Below are 16,401 nucleotides of genomic sequence, written 5' to 3' on the forward strand. Positions count from 1 at the left end.
GCCGGGATAGGGGCGCCCGGCCGTCGTTGCCGCCCGCGGCCGCCCGAGAAGCCCGAGCACCGCATCGCCTGCCTGCTCCGCGAACGAGCGGAACGTCGTCCACTTGCCGCCGACCAGCGACAGGACCGGCACCGGGCCCCAATCGTGGCGCAGCAGCGCATGGTCGCGCGCGGCCTGGGTTGCATTGCCGCCGCTCGCCTGCAGCGGGCGGATCCCGCTGGTGACGGCGGCGATATGCTCGGGCCCGACGGCGATATCTTCGAACAGACGGTTGATCGCCCCCAGCAGATACGCGACCTCATCGCCCGCCACGGCATGATCCGACGGGTCTGCCGTCTCGACCTCGGTCGTGCCGAGCAAGATGATATCGGCCACCGGCAGGCAGATAACCATCCGCCCGGAGCCATCGTCGAAATAGAAGGCGCGCCCCGCCATCCGGCTGTGCAGCGCATCATGGCGCAGCACCAGATGCGCGCCCTTGACCCCGCGCACCAGGGCCGTGCGCAGGCCGAGCCGCGCATTGACCCCATCGATCGCGGCACCGGTCGCATTGACGACGACCCGCGGCGCAAGGGTCGCCTGCGATCCGGTCTCCGGATCGGTCACGGTGATGGCGCGCCCTTCCACCGCCCAGCGGACGTGATTGAGCGCCGTCACGTTGTCCGCTTCGGTCGCGGCACCCAGCATCTCCAGCGCCAGAGCCTCGGGCCCGGTAATCTGCCCGTCGTAATAGCTCACGACCGCCCGCACCGCCGCGGGCGTGCCCGCCGGGAAGCCCGCCCGGGCCAGCCGGACGCCATGGCGCGGCAGCGCCCGGCGCACCGCACCAAAGCGCTCATAGATCATCAGGGCGCCCTGCAGCGCCGCCAGGCTCAGCGGCCCCGCCCGGCGCGACAGGCCACAGAAGCGCAGCGCCGTCTGCGGCAGCCCCTGGAACCAGGAGCGCAACGGCACCACGATTTCCAGCGGCTTCACCAGATGCCCGGCATCGTGCAGCAGCATGTTGCGCTCCCGCGCGGCCTCCGCCACGAGGCGGAATTCGCGCCCCTCCAGATAGCGCAGGCCGCCATGGGCCATGCGGCTGGAGGCACTGCTGGCCCCGGTGCAGAAATCGCCCTCGTCGATGAGGACCGCCGAGACCCCGTTGAGCGCGAGATCCCGCAACAGGCCGATCCCGTTCACGCCGCCGCCGAGGATCAGCACCTCGGGCTGCGCCAGGCCGCGCAGCTTCGCCCAGGCGGTCGCGCGGGCGGATGGGAAGGGAGGAGTGAAGGCGCTGGCAGTCATCGTATCATCCGGTGCAATCTGACCCGGATTTTGATCAAGAGCTTATTTTTGTCAATATTCATTTCCTAATGTAAAATACGACCAAAGTCGCGCGCGGCGATTGCCCGTGCATGCTCAGGGGGGCCGCCCGGACCGGAGCGCGACAGCATCAGTGGCGAAAGCGCCGCTGATCCGCGCCAGAGCGCCCGCTGCCACGAGAAACGGGCAAGTGGCCAGCCCTGATGGAGCCGTCCCGATCCCGGAAGAACGCACGATGCCGCGTTTCGCGCAGCGCTCGGCGATGCGACGCGCGCTTTGAGAAGCCCGCAACGGGCGTCATCGGGCGTGTCCTGCATTACAGGCTCGGGATGCAGCGGCTACGGGGAAACTCAGTCGGTAATCCCGTATCCCAAGGATCGAGCCGCCCTGGCACGTGAGATCTGTTGCGCTCCGGCTCCGGCGCGGAGATTTGCCCTTGAACACGCAGCCCCCATGAGGTCGGCCTCACGGAGATCGGCGGACCATTCAGAGGCGCGGCTTCCCGGGCTGGCGGCGTTGGAGGTGGCGGGGCATCGATGCTGACGGCCAAGTGCGGCACGGGTCGGGCGATGCTTTGGCAACGAAGGAAAGCGCCGGTCGGAGCGCGATGTCTGCGCGCATCGTTCTGTCGTGATCGCACAGGTGGGACGGCGATGCACATGAGGTAAAGGGACCGGATAGCACGGTCCTGTTCCGGCTGGCCTCGCTCTCCGATGCGGCACGGCCGCGATCATGGGTTCGGTCCTACGCAAGGGTCGGCGTATCCCGGCCATCGCGCCCTGCTCTGCCACCGGTTCGGAAGCAGCATTGCAAGGCCAAAGGCCTCGCGACGCGGGGCAAAGCCGTCCGCGGCCTCGGCGCGCGCTGCATCCTGCGCCGGTGGCGGAGCTGAGCGCGTCCTTCGCCAAGAGAACCTGATTGAGAAGGGTATGCTGAGATGGGCCGGGCTCCGGATGGTGGCAGCTGGCACGGGCGTTGCCGCGAGCGCCTGCGTTGAGTGCCCGCGGCGAACCCTCCGACACGGGATGCGCGCAGGGAAGAGCTCGGCGCCTACCGGCCGCGGGTGGAGCCTATTCCAGAACCAGCGGCGGCTTGGCATCGTGCCCGCAGCGGGCCGCGGCCAGATAAGAACGAGATCTCGCCGCATTTGGCTTCAGCCTGCACCGGCGCCCTCTGGTGACGGCTGGTTCCCTCCCCGCGACTGGCCGTGTTCATCTCCGGCAGGGGGTGTGACGCTGACAGGATTTTCGAAGAGACTGAAAGCCCGGGCGTCCCGCAGATCATACCGATGCGACAGAACCGAAAGCAGCCCAAGGTCCGTGATATGGCCAGCGACATCCCACGCAGCATGGCCGAGCGATGCATCCCCAATTGCGAGAGCTGCCTTCGGCTTTGACACAGCTGCTCCGGCCTCGCAGAGCCCCCATGCCACAGGTTCTGGCGCCGCCGTTTTCCGACACCCCCCAAACGATAGCGGGCCCTTGGCAGGCCCGCAAATGCTCTCCGCCGGCGCGCAGGATACAATTCGCCAAAACGCCCCCCGCATGGGGGCGTTTGATCACTGGTCGAGGAAACTGCGCAGCTTGCGCGAGCGCGAGGGGTGCTTCAGCTTGCGCAGCGCCTTCGCCTCGATCTGACGGATCCGCTCGCGGGTCACGCTGAACTGCTGCCCGACCTCTTCCAGCGTATGGTCGGTGTTCATGCCGATGCCGAAGCGCATCCGCAAAACCCGCTCTTCGCGCGGCGTGAGCGAGGCCAGAACCCGCGTCGTCGTCTCCTTCAGGTTCTCCTGAATGGCGCTGTCCAGCGGCAGAATCGCGTTCTTGTCCTCGATGAAATCGCCGAGCTGGCTGTCTTCCTCGTCGCCGATCGGGGTCTCGAGGCTGATCGGCTCCTTGGCGATCTTCATTACCTTCCGCACCTTCTCGAGCGGCATCTGCAGCTTCTCGGCCAGCTCTTCCGGGGTCGGTTCGCGGCCGATCTCATGCAGCATCTGGCGGCCGGTCCGCACCAGCTTGTTGATCGTCTCGATCATGTGCACCGGAATCCGGATCGTGCGCGCCTGATCCGCGATGCTGCGCGTGATCGCCTGACGGATCCACCAGGTCGCATAGGTGCTGAACTTGTAGCCGCGGCGGTATTCGAACTTGTCCACCGCCTTCATCAGGCCGATGTTGCCTTCCTGAATGAGGTCAAGGAATTGCAGCCCGCGGTTGGTGTATTTCTTGGCGATGGAAATCACCAGGCGCAGGTTCGCTTCGACCATTTCCTTCTTCGCCTGCCGGGCTTCCTTCTCGCCCTTCTGCACCTGGTTCACGATGCGGCGGAATTCGCTGATGTCGACGCCGACATATTGCCCCACCTGCGCCATGTCCGAGCGCAGGTCATCGACCTTGTCGCCGGTTTTATCGAACAGCAGGTTCCACGCGCGGTTGCCCTTGGACTGCATCCGCTCGGCCCAGGTCGGATCCAGCTCCGCCCCGCGATATTCCTCGATGAACTCGCGCCGGTTGATCCGCGCCGCATCGGCGAGCTTCACCATCGCACTGTCGATCGACATGATCTTGCGGTTGATGCCGTAAAGCTGGTCGATCAGGGCTTCGATCCGGTTGTTGTGCAGGTGCAGCTCATTCACCAGCCCGACGATTTCCGAACGCAGCTTCTGATAGGCGGCCTCCTCGGCCACGGTGAAGGTGCCGTCCTCGTTCAGCGTCGCCGACATCCGCAGGTCCTGCATTTCGGCCAGCATCGCATAGTCGCGCGCAATGACCTCCAGCGTCTCCAGGACCTTGGGCTTCAGCGCATTTTCCATCGCGGCGAGCGAGAGGTTCTGCCCGTCGTAATCTTCCTCGTCCTCTTCTACCGGAAGCGGGTTGCCATCCGCATCCACGGGGCGGGATTTGGCCTGCCATTCCTCATCCGTAGCCTCGCCCTCGGGGGCGGTGCCGGCGGGCATTTCCTCCTCGAGCGATTCCCCCTCGCCTTCCTCATCGACCGAGCGTCCGAAGGTCGCTTCGAGGTCGATGACGTCGCGCAGCAGGATCTCTTCGTTCAGAAGCTCGTCGCGCCAGATGGTGATCGCCTGGAAGGTCAGCGGGCTCTCGCACAGGCCCGCGATCATCGTGTTGCGGCCCGCCTCGATCCGCTTCGCGATGGCGATTTCACCCTCGCGCGACAGTAGCTCGACCGAGCCCATCTCGCGCAGATACATCCGCACCGGGTCGTCGGTACGGTCCAGATTTTCCGTGGTGGAGCTGGCCACCGCCAGTTCGCGCGAGCCGGAGGACCCGGTGGACGCCACCTCGCCGCTCTCGGGCTCCTCGCTTTCCTCGGCCTCGACGACGTTGATCCCCATTTCCGAGAGCATGGACATGACGTCCTCGATCTGGTCGCCAGAGACCTGATCGGGCGGCATGACCGTGTTCAGCTGGTCATAGGTGATGTAGCCGCGCTCCCGTGCATCCGCGATCATCCGCTTGACTGCGGCTTTCGACATGTCGAACGAGGTGTCCTCGTCTGCGGAGGTTTCGGGTTTGCTGTCGTCGAGATCCTTGGCGGCCATGGGCGCTCCTGCGGGTCTGTGCGGGATGGCGTCGCGCCGGGCGGGCGGCGCGACAGAATCGAATCGTTCGGGTCGTTTTATCGAATCAAAGGGACGAATCACAGGGCCGAATCAGGGCGAATCACCCGACTGCCTAGTTTCTGCGCGATCCGCGACCGCCCCGGCTGAAATCGATTGAATCATAGAAGGCCCGGCTCTGTTCGAGCTCCTCCTTGTCTAGCTCCACTCCATTCTCGGCCCGCACCGTGGCGCGGTCATCGGCCTCCGTCGGCTTCAAGGCCTGCTCGAAGGCGCGCGCGGCCTGCGCGAGCCTCCAGGTCACGCCTTCATCCGCCAGCCCCTCGATGTCCTCGCGCGCCTCGGCGATCTCCTGCACCAGCGCGCGGGCGGCGGTCAGCTTGGCCAGATCGGCGGCAAGGCAATGCGCGGCATATTCGGCATCCTCGCGGATATTGGTGACGAGAACGGTGCGCACATGGGGATGGGTCATCAGCTTGTCAAGATCCGCCCCCGATTCGTCCGCGAGCTCCGGGGCGATGAGGTCCACCGGCCGATGCGCCAGCGCCAGCATCCGGCGGCACAGCCGCTCGTGCAGCGGGTCGGCGAAATGCAGCGCCTCCAGCCGGCTCTCGAACCGCGCGATCAGCTCCGGATGCGTGGCCAGCACCGCCAGCACCACCGCCTCGCGCAGATGGCCCGTCACATCCGGATCGGGCGCGGCGGCCAGAAGCGTGGTGCGCGTGCTGGCCAGCGGCAGCGCCGGCGGCTTCGCGCCCTTGCCAAACCCGCGCGCATAGCCCGGGCCTTCGCGGCGTGGCGCCCGCGCCCCGGCCTGCGGCTGGCCAAAGCCGAACAGCGCCTCGCGCAGGCGCTTCACCTCGGCCCCGTAATGCGCCTTGATCGAAGGATCCTTGATCCGCGCGATCGCGGCACGCAGCCGCTTGTCCAGCGCGGCGCGCCGCTCGGGGCTGTCGAACACCTTGCCCTCGGTCTCGCGGGTCCAGAGCAGGTCCACCATCGGCCGCGCGGCCTCCAGCACCTTTTCCATCGCCTGCGGCCCGGCCGCCTTGATCAGCTCGTCCGGGTCCTGCCCGCCCGGCAGCATTGCAAAGCGCAGCCCCTTGCCCGCCTCCAGCAGCGGCAGCGCCAGGTCGATCACCCGCAGCGCCGCCTTCATCCCCGCCGCATCGCCATCGAGCGCGATCACCGGCTCGTCATCGATGCGCCACATCATCTGCAGCTGCTCCTCGGTCACTGCGGTGCCCAGCGGTGCCACCGCGCCGCCGAACCCCGCCTGCGCCAGCGCGATCACATCCATATAGCCTTCGCAGACGATCAGCCGCTGGCCCTTGCCCGCCGCCTCCCGCGCGGGGCCGTGGTTGTATAGCGTGCGCCCCTTGTCGAACAGCGCCGTCTCCGGCGAGTTCAGGTATTTCGCGGAGTCCTTCGGATCCATCGCCCGGCCGCCGAACGCGATGCAGCGCCCGCGCGGATCGCGGATCGGGAACATGATCCGGTTGCGGAACGTGTCATAGGGCTTGCCGCCCTTCTGGCTGGGCTTCGCGAGGCCTGCGCCGATGATCAGCTCATCGGCGATCCCCCTGGCTTTCAGCGCGTCCCACAGCCCCTGCCAGCCATCGGGCGCAAAGCCGATCTCGAAGCGCGCCACTGTATCGGGTGTCAGGCCGCGCCGCGCGATATAGGCCCGCGCCTCCGCGCCCGCCTGCATCGACAGCGCCAGCCGGTAGTGCTTCACCGCCTCGTCCATCACCCGGGCCAGCTCGGTGCGGTGATCCGATCGCTCCGCCTCGCGGGCATCGCGCGCAGGCATCACCATTCCGGCCTCGCGCGCGAGGATTTCCACCGCCTCCATGAACGAGACGTTTTCCGTCTCCTGCACGAATTTCAGCGCATCGCCCGAGGCGTGGCAGCCGAAGCAATGATAGAAGCCCTTGCGGTCGTCCACATGGAACGAGGCCGACTTTTCCTGATGGAACGGGCATGGCGCCCACATGTCGCCCTTGCCCTGGTTGGATTTGCGTGGATCCCACACGACCTTGCGCCCGACCACCTGCGAGATCGAGACACGGTTGCGCAGTTCATCCAGAAAACCGGGGGGCAGACTCATGCCCCTAATATCGGCCCAGAGCACGCCCATGTCGAGAGGCGCCAATTCCCCGCCTGCGCCCGCGATTGGCCCCAATTCTGCCGCGATGCCGCGTCAGACAGGCCGCATGTGGCGGAGCAAGACGATGACCAGACCCTGGGCCAGGATGGCGATCCGTTTCCTGCGGCGTGAGGATGGCGCGCTGCTGCCCTTCGCCGTGCAGATTTTCCTGATCATGATGATCTGCCTCGGCATCACCGTCGATCTGATGCGGCAGGAGGAACTGCGCACCCGGGTGCAGAACACCATCGACCGCGCCTCGCTGGCGGCGGCCTCGCTGTCGCAGACCCTGCCGCCCGCGGCGGTCGTGGCCGATTATCTCTCGAAATCGGGGCTGGGCTATCTGAACGTGGTCCCGGTGATCGAGGAGGGCTCGCTGAAGGAATGGCGCCGGGTGACGATCAACACAAATGATGGCATCACCACCATCTTCGGCCCGCTGATCGGCATCGACCAGCTCAGCGCGACGGCGGTCTCTCAGGCCGCGGAATCAATTGGCAATGTCGAGATCTCGCTCGTGCTCGACATTTCCGGCTCGATGAATTTCAACATCAATACGGGGGCTTCCGGCGTCTCGCCGACCCGGATGGAGCAGCTGAAGCCCGCAGCACTGAACTTCGTGCAGAAGATGTTCGACACCGTACAGGCGCCCGGCGCGCCGGCCGGCCGGTTGTCGATCTCGATCATACCCTACAACCAGCAGGTGACCCTGGGCAGCGCCACCGCGGCGGGCTTCACCCTCTCGGCCGATCATACCAGAAACACCTGCGCCGATGTCGAAACCCTGCCCAATACCGATATCGCCATCACCCCCACGACCAGCCTGCTGCGGACGATGTATGGCGACAGCTTCGATTACTGGGGCCAGTCCGCGCTCGGGCAGGGCAACTGGACGATGCCGACCCGCGTCACCAACCAGAACTGCCTGGAGAACGCGGTCTCCTCGGTGCTGGCGCTGTCCAACACCAAGGCGGTGATCGACGCGAAGATCGCCACGCTCACACCGGGCGGCGACACGGCCATCGACGTCGGCGCCCGCTGGGGCCTCGCGCTGCTCGACCCGGCCGCGCAGCCCGCGGTGACCAAGCTGATCGCCAATGGCACGGTCAGCAGCACGCTCGCCGGGCGCCCCTTCGACTATGGCTACTCCGGCGCCGAGCTGGGGAAATCCTCTATGAAGATCATGGTGCTGATGACAGATGGCGAGAACACCCGCTCCTATTCCACCAAGGCCGCCTACCGGACCGGAAGCTCGGGCCTGGTCTCCACCATATCGGCCACCTCTTTCGCCAACAGCTCGGACGATTCAACGGCGTGGAGAGCGCTCCACTATTACGTCGCAGGCCGCAGCGCTCCCTATTACCGCCTTTACGACGGCAGCTGGCGTACGGCGGCGCAGCTAGGCTCCAGGATCTACGATGTCAGCTGGCAAACCGTCTGGGCGAAGGGCTATTCGCTGCAATATGTGATCGAGACCTTCCTGTATCCGCCCAAACGCGCCGTGACAGCCACCACCACCAAGGCCGCGCTCTACAACGACATGGCGATCCAGTCGGAGTTCACCCAGAAGGACACCAACCTGAGGGCGCTCTGCACCGCCGCGAAGGCCTCGGGCCGCGGCATCTATATCTTCACCGTGGCCGTGGATGCGCCGGATACCGGCGCCGCGATCCTGAGCGAATGCGCCTCCGACGAGGGCTATGCCTACAACGTCACCGCCGCGAGCCTGACCGAGGCATTCTCCTCGATCGCCTCCTCCATCAACGCCCTGCGGCTGACGAACTGAGAGGACCCATGCGCTTCCTGAGATCCGAATCCGGCGCGGTCACGATCCCCACGGTACTGTGGATCCCGCTTTTCGTGATGATACTGGTGGCGGCGGTGGAGCTGATGCTGATCGAAATGCGTCAGGTGCTGCTGAACCGCGCAGTCGACATCACCACGCGCTCGCTGCGGCTCGGATCGGAGAGCCTGCCCTCCCACGAGACCCTGAAGCAGCAGATCTGCACGGCGATCCATTTCGTGCCCGATTGTAGCGAGAACCTTGCGGTCGAGGTCTTCCCGATCAATACCGACACCTGGTCGCTCAGCAATACCAATGCCCCGCTGTGCACCGATGGCACCTCCAGCGCGGTCCTGGATCCGGAGATCGAGACCGGCGGCTCGAACCAGCTGATCGCCCTGCGCGCCTGCCTGAAGCTGACCCCGATGGGCTCCGGAGATCCGCTGGCCATGGCCCTGCAGCTGGATGCGGGCGGCCGGTTCGCGCTGGTTGCCATGACTGTCTTCGTGAACGAACCGCGGAGCTGAGAGATGCGGATCCTGCGCGACGAAACCGGCGCCGCCCCGATCGAGGGGCTGATGGAGGGGCTGCTGCTGCTGACCTGGATCATGGTCGCCTACCAGTTCTACGATGCGTTCCGGCTGCGCGCTCTGGTGGGCTCGGCCACCTATACGGTCGCAGACCTGATTTCACGCCAGAAAGGGGCGATCGGCCCGGCTTTCATCGACGGCAACAAGCACATCTTCGATCAGATGACCCAGGTCCACGACAGCAGCCGCAGCTGGATGCGGGTCACGCTGGTCACCTGCCCCGCCACCAGCACGGACCTGCTGCCCTGCGATGGCACGATCAAGCAGTTCCGCATGGACACCTCCTATGCGACAGGAACCCACGCCGCCCTGACCCAGGCCGATATCACCGCTGCGGGCAGCCGCGTGCCGGTGATGGGGGCGGGGGATGCCGCCGTGGTGCTGGAGACATTCTACAGTTACTGGCCGATTTTCGACATCGCCGACAAGACGATGACCCTGGATGGCCAGACGTCCTTCACCCTCGGGCTCGGCTCCGGCATCGTGTTCAGGGAATTCGTGGTGACGCGGCCACGCGGGCCGCACACCGTCTGGAACAGCAGCAAATAGGGGCGGCCCGGGCCGCCCCGGCCGGCCCTCAGCGGATCGGGTTGCGGTAGATCATCCGCCGCACCGATCCGGTCTTGGAGCGCATCAGGATGGTTTCGGTCTCGATGAAGCCCGGCTCGCGCTTCACGCCCTTCACGATCGAGCCATTGGTCACGCCGGTGGCGGCGAAGATCACGTCCGAGCGCACCAGTTCGTCGCGCGAATAGATCTTGTCCAGGTTGGTGATCCCGGCCTTGTGCGCGCGCCCGCGCTCGTCGTCGTTGCGGAACAGCAGCTTGCCCCACATCTGGCCGCCCATGCACTTCAGTGCCGAAGCCGCCAGCACGCCTTCCGGCGCGCCGCCCGAGCCCATGTAGATGTCGATGCCGGTGATCTCGGGTTCGGCGCAGTGGATCACGCCCGCCACGTCACCATCGGTGATCAGCCGGATCGCGGCGCCGGTCTCGCGCACTTCCTGGATCAGGTCCTCATGGCGCGGGCGCTCCAGAATGCAGCAGGTGATGTCGGCGCTGGTCACGCCGCGCGCCTTCGCCAGCGCGGCGATGCGCTCGGTGGGCGTCATGTCCAGGCTGACCACGTCCTTCGCATAGCCCGGCCCGATCGCGAGCTTTTCCATATACACATCGGGCGCATGCAGCAGAGTGCCCGCGGGCGCCATAGCGATCACGGTGAGCGCGTTCGGCATGTCCTTCGCGGTCAGCGTCGTGCCTTCCAGCGGATCGAGCGCGATATCCACTGCCGGGCCCTTCCCCGTGCCGACCTTCTCGCCGATGTAGAGCATCGGCGCCTCGTCGCGCTCGCCTTCGCCAATGACGACGGTACCGTCGATGTCCAGCAGGTTGAGCTGATCGCGCATCGCGTTCACCGCCGCCTGGTCGGCGGCCTTCTCGTCGCCGCGGCCGATCTGACGCGCGGAGGCGTGGGCCGCGGCCTCAGACACCCGGGCGAGGCCCAGCGAGAGCATGCGGTCGTTGAAATCAATGGGGGAAGTCATGTCTATTCCTGTCTGCCAAAGCGAAGGGCCGCGGACAGGTAAGCCCGCGACCCCGCCATAAGCAAGTCTGAGAACGCTAACTTCCGATGCAAGATGCCGGAATGGCGCCGAAAACCGCTCAGAGTTCCTCGATCCGCAGCGCCACGGTCTCTCCGGCGACAACGCCGGTGCCGGGGAAGGCCGCAATGGCGGCGTCGATCGCGTCGCGCGTGGTCTTGTGGGTGACGATCAGCACCGGCGCCGTCGCATCGGCATGGCCATACTGGCGCAGCCGCGAAATCGACACGCCCGCCTCGCCCAGCACTGCCGCCACCTTGGCCAGCGCGCCCGGCTTGTCCAGCAGTTCGAGCCGCAGGTAATAGGGCGCGGCTGCGGAGACCACCGCCGCCACCGGATCTGCCAGCGTCGCCGCGGGCTGGCCAAAGGTCGGCAGGCGGAGCCCGCGCGCGATGTCCATCACATCGCCCATCACCGCCGAAGCCGTCGGCCCCTCGCCCGCACCCGCGCCGCGCAGCACGATCTGGCCGACCGAATCGCCCTCCAGCACGACCATGTTGGTCCCGCCCTGCAGCTGCCCCAGCGGCGAGACCGACGGCACCAGGCAGGGCGTCATCCGCTGCTCCAGCCCGCGTCCGGTCATCTGCGCCACGCCCAGCAGCTTGATCTTGTAGCCCATGTCGTCGGCCCGGCGGATATCGTCGATCGAGATCTGCTGGATCCCCTCCAGCACCACATCGTCGAAGCTCACCTTGGTGCCGAAGGCAATCGCGGCCAGGATCGAGAGCTTGTGCCCGGCGTCGATACCGCCCACGTCCAGCGTCGGATCGGCCTCGAGATAGCCCAGCTGCCGGGCCTCCTCGAACACCGTGTCATAGGGCAGGCCCGCAGTCTCCATCCGGGTCAGGATGTAGTTGCAGGTCCCGTTCATCACCCCCATCACCCGGCGGATGCTGTTGCCCGCGAGGCCCTCGGTCAGCGCCTTGATCACCGGGATGCCGCCCGCAACGGCCGCCTCGAAGCGGATCACCCGGCCCCGCGATTCGGCCAGCTCCGCCAGCGCCTGCCCGTGATGCGCAAGCAGCGCCTTGTTCGCGGTGACGACGTCCTTGCCCGCCTGCAGCGCGGCCTCGGTCGCAGCCTTCGCCGCGCCCTCGTGCCCGCCCATGAGTTCGACGAACACATCCACGTCGTCGCGCTGCGCCAGCGCCACCGGATCGGTTTCCCAGGCATAGGCCGAGAGATCCGCGTCGCGGTTCTTGGTCCGGTCGCGCGCCGAAACCGCGCTGATCACCACCGTGCGGCCCGTACGTGCGCTCAGCAGCGCGGCATGGCGCTGCACGATCTTGACGACGCCAATGCCCACGGTGCCAAGCCCCGCAATGCCAAGACGGAGCACAGATGCATCGGGGGCAGACATGGGAACCTCATGGACAGGGGCTGTTCAGCGCCCTGTTAGCCTGTCGGCGCCAGCCTTGCAACGCATCCGGCTGCCAGGCCTGCGGAGCCGGGGCTCAGGGCTGGGCCGAACGCAGGGCATCGGCGCGTGCGCGCAGGGCGTTACCCTGCGCCTGCAGCTCCGCCGTGGGTGCAGGCTCCACCGCCTCCGCGCCCAGCAGGCTGTCCATCGGCACGAGGGCGGGATAGTCCTTCTGCGGCCCGGCGCAACCGATCAGCGCGATGGCGAGGGCAAGGGCGGCAGGCAGGCGGATCATCGGCAGGCTCCTGGGTTGTGGCCCGACCATAGGCCGCCCCGCGCGCCAAGACCAGAGCCCGGGGCGGCGGCCTTCCGCGCATTGATAATGAACAATCGTTCATTTACCCTGCACGGATGGCACGCAAGACCGGCTCCCATTCCGAAATCACCGGCCCCCGCATCCGCGCGGCGGCCCTGTCGCTGTTCGCCCGCCACGGCTTCGCGGCCGTCTCCATGCGCCAGATCGCGGCCGAGGTGGGCGTGCAGGCCGGGGCGCTCTATCTTTATACGCCAGACAAGGAGGCGCTGCTGTTCGATCTGCTTCGCAGCCATATGGAGGAACTGCTGGCCGCCTGGGAGGCCGAGCCGAAGCCCGCGGAGCCTGCGGCGCGGCTCGATGCGTTCGTGCGCTTCCATATCCGCCATTCGCTGATGCGCACCGAGGCCGTGTTCCTGAGCTACATGGAGCTGCGCAACCTCTCGCCCGGCAATTTCGCCGCCATCGGCCGGCTGCGCTCGGCCTATGAGGCGGAGCTGGAAGCGATCTTGCGCGCGGGCCAGGCCGAGGGCAGCTTCGCCCTGCCCGATACCCGCCTCGCAACCATGGCCATCATCGCCATGCTGACCGGGGTGAATACCTGGTACCGCGAAGGCGGCCGGCTCAGCCGCGCCGGCATCGAGGAGATCTACCGCGACATGGTGCGCAAGGCGGTGGCGGGCTGAGCGCCTTTCGGCTATGCAGCCCTCATGACCGCATTCCTGAACGTCGAACATTCGCTGACCGGCCGGCGCTGGATCGGCCCCTCCGTCGAAGCCGACCGGCTGGCCGAAGCCATGGCGCGCGACACCCGATTGCCTCTGCCCCTCGCGCGGGTGCTGGTCGCGCGCGGGGTCGCCCCGGAGGAGGCCGCGGGGTTTCTGGAGCCCACGCTGCGCGACCTGCTGCCCGATCCGCGCAGCCTGAAGGATATGGAGACCGCCGCCGCCCGCTTCCTGCGCGCGGTGCGCGGGCGCGAGAAAATCGCCGTCTTCGCGGATTACGATGTGGACGGCGGCTCTTCGGCCGCGCTGCTGATCAGCTGGCTGCGCACGGTCGGCCGGCAGGCGACGCTCTATATCCCCGACCGGATCGACGAAGGCTACGGCCCGAACGTGCCCGCGATGCAGGCCCTCGGGCGCGAACACAGCCTGATCATCTGCGTCGATTGCGGCACGCTGAGCCATGAGCCGGTGGCCGCCGCGGCCCCGGCCGATGTGGTCATCCTCGATCACCACCTGGGCGGCGAAACCCTCCCCGATGCCTGCGCCGTGGTAAACCCGAACCGGCAGGACGAGAGTGGGGATCTTGGCCATCTCTGCGCGGCATCGGTGGTATTCCTGATGCTGGTGGAGGCAAACCGGCAGATGCGCGCGGAAGGCGCGGCGGGGCCGGATCTGATGGCGCTGCTGGATCTGGTGGCGCTGGCAACGGTCGCCGATGTGGCACCGCTGGTGGGGGTGAACCGGGCGCTGGTGCGGCAGGGGCTGAAGGTCATGGCGCGGCGCGAGCGGCCCGGCCTGGTCGCGCTCTCGGATGTGGCGCGCCTCGACAGTGCGCCTTCGGCCTATCACCTCGGCTTCGTGCTCGGGCCGCGGGTGAATGCGGGCGGGCGGATCGGCGCGGCGGATCTGGGCGCGCGGCTCCTCGCCACGGCGGATCCGCTGGAAGCTGCGGCGCTGGCCGAGCGGCTTGACCGGCTGAATTCGGAGCGGCGCGAGATCGAGACGCGCGTGCGCGAGGCGGCCCTGGCCCAGGCCGAGGCCCGCGGCCTCGACGCGCCGCTGGTCTGGGCGGCGGGCGCAGGCTGGCACCCGGGTGTGGTCGGCATCGTCGCCGCACGGCTGAAGGAGGCGACACATCGCCCCGCCGTCGTCATCGGGCTCGAAAACGGTATCGGCAAGGGCTCTGCGCGCTCGGTCTCCGGGGTGGACCTCGGCGCCGCCGTGCACCGGGTCGCGGCAGAGGGCCTGCTGCTGAAGGGCGGCGGGCACCGCATGGCCGCGGGTCTCACCGTCGCCGAGGATCAGCTGGAGGCCGCGATGGCGCGCCTCGCCGAGCTTCTCGCCCGCCAGGGCGCGGGCGAAGGCGGGCCGGAAGACCTGCGCCTCGACGGCATGCTCATGCCCGGCGCCGCCTCCCCCGAGCTCATAGAGGACATCGACCGCGCAGGCCCCTTCGGCCAGGGCGCCCCCGCACCCCGCTTTGCCTTCGCCGCCATGGAGGTCTCCGGACCGCGCAGGATCGGCGAGACGCACCTGCGCTTCACGCTGGGTGACGGCAGCGGCGCACGCATCGAGGCCGTGGCCTTCGGCGCCTTCGACGGCCCCCTCGGCCCGGCGCTGAGTGCAGGCGGAGCGGCACGTTTCCACCTCGCCGGGCGGCTGGAAATCAACACCTGGGGCGGGCGCCGCAAGGCCCAGCTGCGCCTGGAAGATGCCGCCCGCGCGTGACCGCCTCCGGAAGCATCCAGCAAGACGTTGAAACAGTTACAGTTTGTGGTACCGGAAGAATTTTTGAAAAAACACAAAAATGGCTCTTGCGCGCCACGCACGCCTGGCCTAAACACCCGCTCACACCGCAGCCGACGGCGACGCAAGAAGCCTGAAGCGGTCACGGTGGCCCGTTCGTCTATCGGTTAGGACGTCAGGTTTTCAACCTGAAAAGAGGGGTTCGACTCCCCTACGGGCTGCCACTTACAAGTGTAAGTTATTGATTTTGTCGCTAAATTATCAATTCGAAAAATCTTACTATAGAATTACTACAACGAAAATTTGGCGACTGCCGACCCGCCGCAGGCCGGGAAAAGTTCACGTATTCGTGAATGATTGTCCTTGCCTATGACTTCGGCGACGTAAGCGCCCCACCGTCCTGTAACGCTTCAAGCATATACAAGGGGTCAAGAGCCTTCGAACGGCGGCCCTCAATCTTTTTCTGGTAGCGCCCGGCGTCCGGCCCCCAATCGAAATAGATGCCATGATCGGCCTTCCGAAGCTGTCCCGCCTCGTGAACGTCGATTGAAAGTCGAATGGTGGACAGAAGAAGCGTCATGTCCTTGCCGATGATCTTCGCGAAAACTTCAAGTTCGTAGTCGCCCGCCGCGAAATCGAAGCCTTTGATGTCGGTTGGAGTAAGGAAGTGATGGTTCGTCGCGATACCTTCTTGACCGACGAACAAGCCGCTACCCCGTGCCAAATCCTTTTCGCCGTAAACCCAAACATTAAAATTCTGTTGCGTTTCACCGCGACGCAAACGAATGAACAAATGTTCAAGCACTATGCCTCGCTTTCCAGTTGAATATAGTAGTGTTCGTAAGAAGACCTTCGATATGCCACCTTCGTTCCCATCGGGACCAAAGAACACGACCGTTGGACGTGTCATTTTCAACGCCCCCCGCCGAAGGTGCGTAAGCCACAACGTTACCCCCGAAACGATCAACGCAAGAACTGAAATTCCGATTGAAGTATACTGCATCTTGTTGCCTCATAAGCTTATCGACACGATGAGGTGGGCTTCGCGACATAGCAACGAAAAAGCCCCGACCGAAGCCCCCTGCGCCCCGTCTTGGCTTACCCGCCGCCCGGTGCTGGCCAGCGGAATTGGGATCAGCGCACCGGCAACAGCGAGCGCAATTTCAGCGCCACAGCGGGCGGCATGGCCTAAAGCGGAAAGCCGATCACGGCCCGGTCGGCATCAGGGTCAACGCCAGCGCGCCGCACTC

At 66.4% G+C, this 16,401-nt stretch carries 12 protein-coding genes and 1 tRNA gene; 6 read left to right on the forward strand and 7 right to left on the reverse strand.

The window, feature by feature from the left end; all coding sequences use genetic code 11:
* The 3 genes from ACOMG5_RS14750 to dnaG all read right to left on the reverse strand — a co-directional run.
* Window positions 1-1,287, reverse strand: a 1,287-nt coding sequence (locus ACOMG5_RS14750) for a glycerol-3-phosphate dehydrogenase/oxidase (RefSeq protein WP_420344557.1), incomplete at its 3' end; no start/stop codon positions are given.
* 1,576 nt (window positions 1,288-2,863) lie between these two features.
* Window positions 2,864-4,867, reverse strand: a complete 2,004-nt coding sequence (rpoD, locus tag ACOMG5_RS14755; RefSeq protein ID WP_420344558.1) for an RNA polymerase sigma factor RpoD — start codon at window positions 4,865-4,867, stop codon at window positions 2,864-2,866.
* A gap of 133 nt (window positions 4,868-5,000) precedes the next feature.
* Window positions 5,001-6,995 carry a DNA primase gene (gene dnaG, locus ACOMG5_RS14760; protein WP_420344559.1) on the reverse strand — a complete coding sequence of 665 codons (1,995 nt, stop codon included), beginning with the start codon at window positions 6,993-6,995 and terminating at the stop codon, window positions 5,001-5,003.
* Between the two features lie 124 nt (window positions 6,996-7,119).
* Here dnaG and ACOMG5_RS14765 point away from each other — a divergent pair, with 124 nt between their 5' ends.
* From ACOMG5_RS14765 to ACOMG5_RS14775, 3 genes are read left to right on the forward strand one after another with little or no spacing between them, the layout of a single operon-like run.
* Window positions 7,120-8,820, forward strand: coding sequence for a pilus assembly protein TadG-related protein (locus ACOMG5_RS14765; RefSeq protein WP_420344560.1), 1,701 nt, complete (start codon window positions 7,120-7,122; stop codon window positions 8,818-8,820).
* 8 nt (window positions 8,821-8,828) lie between these two features.
* The gene (locus ACOMG5_RS14770; protein WP_420344561.1) at window positions 8,829-9,344 is read left to right on the forward strand and encodes a TadE/TadG family type IV pilus assembly protein; all 516 of its coding nucleotides are present in this window, start codon (window positions 8,829-8,831) and stop codon (window positions 9,342-9,344) included.
* A 3-nt stretch (window positions 9,345-9,347) separates the two neighbouring features.
* Window positions 9,348-9,956, forward strand: coding sequence for a hypothetical protein (locus ACOMG5_RS14775; RefSeq protein ID WP_420344562.1), 609 nt, complete (start codon window positions 9,348-9,350; stop codon window positions 9,954-9,956).
* Between the two features lie 28 nt (window positions 9,957-9,984).
* Here the strand turns inward: ACOMG5_RS14775 and glpX are convergent, their stop codons facing one another.
* From glpX to ACOMG5_RS14790, 3 genes are all read right to left on the reverse strand, one after another.
* Window positions 9,985-10,950, reverse strand: a complete 966-nt coding sequence (gene glpX, locus ACOMG5_RS14780) for a class II fructose-bisphosphatase (protein WP_420344563.1) — start codon at window positions 10,948-10,950, stop codon at window positions 9,985-9,987.
* 118 nt (window positions 10,951-11,068) lie between these two features.
* Entirely contained in the window at window positions 11,069-12,367 is a 1,299-nt protein-coding gene (locus ACOMG5_RS14785) for a homoserine dehydrogenase (protein WP_420344564.1), read from the reverse strand.
* 94 nt (window positions 12,368-12,461) lie between these two features.
* The gene (locus ACOMG5_RS14790; protein WP_420344565.1) at window positions 12,462-12,662 is read right to left on the reverse strand and encodes a hypothetical protein; all 201 of its coding nucleotides are present in this window, start codon (window positions 12,660-12,662) and stop codon (window positions 12,462-12,464) included.
* 116 nt (window positions 12,663-12,778) lie between these two features.
* Here ACOMG5_RS14790 and ACOMG5_RS14795 point away from each other — a divergent pair, with 116 nt between their 5' ends.
* The 3 genes from ACOMG5_RS14795 to ACOMG5_RS14805 all read left to right on the forward strand — a co-directional run bounded on the left by ACOMG5_RS14795 (window position 12,779) and on the right by ACOMG5_RS14805 (window position 15,375).
* Window positions 12,779-13,366 (forward strand): TetR/AcrR family transcriptional regulator, encoded by a 588-nt coding sequence (locus tag ACOMG5_RS14795; protein WP_420344566.1) that lies wholly within the window; start codon window positions 12,779-12,781, stop codon window positions 13,364-13,366.
* Window positions 13,367-13,390: 24 nt separating this feature from the next.
* Window positions 13,391-15,133 carry a single-stranded-DNA-specific exonuclease RecJ gene (gene recJ, locus ACOMG5_RS14800; protein ID WP_420344567.1) on the forward strand — a complete coding sequence of 581 codons (1,743 nt, stop codon included), beginning with the start codon at window positions 13,391-13,393 and terminating at the stop codon, window positions 15,131-15,133.
* Between the two features lie 167 nt (window positions 15,134-15,300).
* Window positions 15,301-15,375 (forward strand) — tRNA-Glu (locus ACOMG5_RS14805).
* A gap of 143 nt (window positions 15,376-15,518) precedes the next feature.
* Here ACOMG5_RS14805 and ACOMG5_RS14810 read toward each other — a convergent pair.
* The gene (locus tag ACOMG5_RS14810; RefSeq protein ID WP_420344568.1) at window positions 15,519-15,956 is read right to left on the reverse strand and encodes a hypothetical protein; all 438 of its coding nucleotides are present in this window, start codon (window positions 15,954-15,956) and stop codon (window positions 15,519-15,521) included.
* Between the last annotated feature and the right edge of the window lie 445 nt (window positions 15,957-16,401).

Origin of the sequence: Paenirhodobacter sp., assembly GCF_041916475.1 — a bacterium.
GTDB lineage: Bacteria > Pseudomonadota > Alphaproteobacteria > Rhodobacterales > Rhodobacteraceae > Rhodobacter.